Here is a 973-nt window from a genome sequence, read left to right as displayed (position 1 = left end):
AGGCCCTCGGCGGGTGGCGCGGATCGCTCGAGGCCGCCCTGCCCACCGTGGCCTTCGTGACCTGGTGGCTGCTGCGGCACGACGTGCGCGGCGCCGTCATCGCCTCGGTGGTGGTGCTCGGCGTGCTCGCCGTGGCCCGGTTCGCCGCAGGCGGCACCCTGCGCTACCTCGGGGCGTCGGTCTTCGCCACGGCCCTGGCGGCCTTCTTCGCCCTCCGCTCGGGGGAGGCCCAGGACGCCTTCCTGCCCGGCATCCTCATGTCGGCCGCGTGGTGCGTCCTCACGCTGGTCTCGGTCCTGGTGCGGTGGCCGGTGGTCGGCTTCCTCGTGGCCCTGGGCGACCCGCAGTTCGAGACCGACCCCACCGGCTGGCGCCGCTCGCGCGCCATGGTGAGGGTGTGCTCCCGACTCACCTGGGCGCTCGTGGCGCTCTACGCGGTGCGCGTGGCCGTGATGCTGCCCATGTACCTGGCCGGGAACGTGGCGGCGCTGGGCGTGGCCAAGATCGTCATGGGCTGGCCGCTGTACCTCGTGGCCGTCGGGGCGATGGTGGCGATGCTGGCCACCGGCCGCACCGCCGTGGACGCCCCGTTGGAGGCCGAGGCCGAGCAGCTCGCCCGCGAGGGCTGAGCGCTCCCGCCGGCACGGCCCCGGGGCCGGGCCGGGTCGAGGCGTCCCACCTAGACTCCGGCCCATGAGCCGCCGGAACCGCACGTCCCCCGAGCCGCAGGACCTCGTCGGCACGAGTGCGGTGGTGGAGGTGGGGGAGTTCGCCCACGGCGGCCACTGCGTGGCCCGCACCGCCGAGGGACAGGTCGTCTTCGTGCGGCACGCGCTGCCCGGTGAGCAGGTGCGCCTCACCGTCACCGAGGGCGGCAGCACCAGCCGCTTCCTGCGTGCCGACGCCGTGGAGGTGCTCCGCGCCGCCCCCGGCCGTCGCGAGGCGCCGTGCCGGTGGGCCGGCCCCGGCGGGT

The 973-nt window shown here is 76.2% G+C and carries 2 protein-coding genes; both read left to right on the top strand.

The genetic code is table 11. The features are described from left to right. Positions 1-629 (top strand): DUF3159 domain-containing protein (locus HMPREF3099_RS07870; protein WP_070705467.1); only part of this gene is annotated, 629 nt, incomplete at its 5' end. A 64-nt stretch (positions 630-693) separates the two neighbouring features. Continuing rightward, positions 694-973, top strand: a 280-nt coding sequence (locus tag HMPREF3099_RS07865) for a TRAM domain-containing protein (protein WP_141762070.1), incomplete at its 3' end; no start/stop codon positions are given.

The organism is Kytococcus sp. HMSC28H12 (assembly GCF_001816045.1).
GTDB lineage: Bacteria > Actinomycetota > Actinomycetes > Actinomycetales > Dermatophilaceae > Kytococcus > Kytococcus schroeteri.
This window is presented reverse-complemented; position numbering and strand designations above follow the sequence as displayed.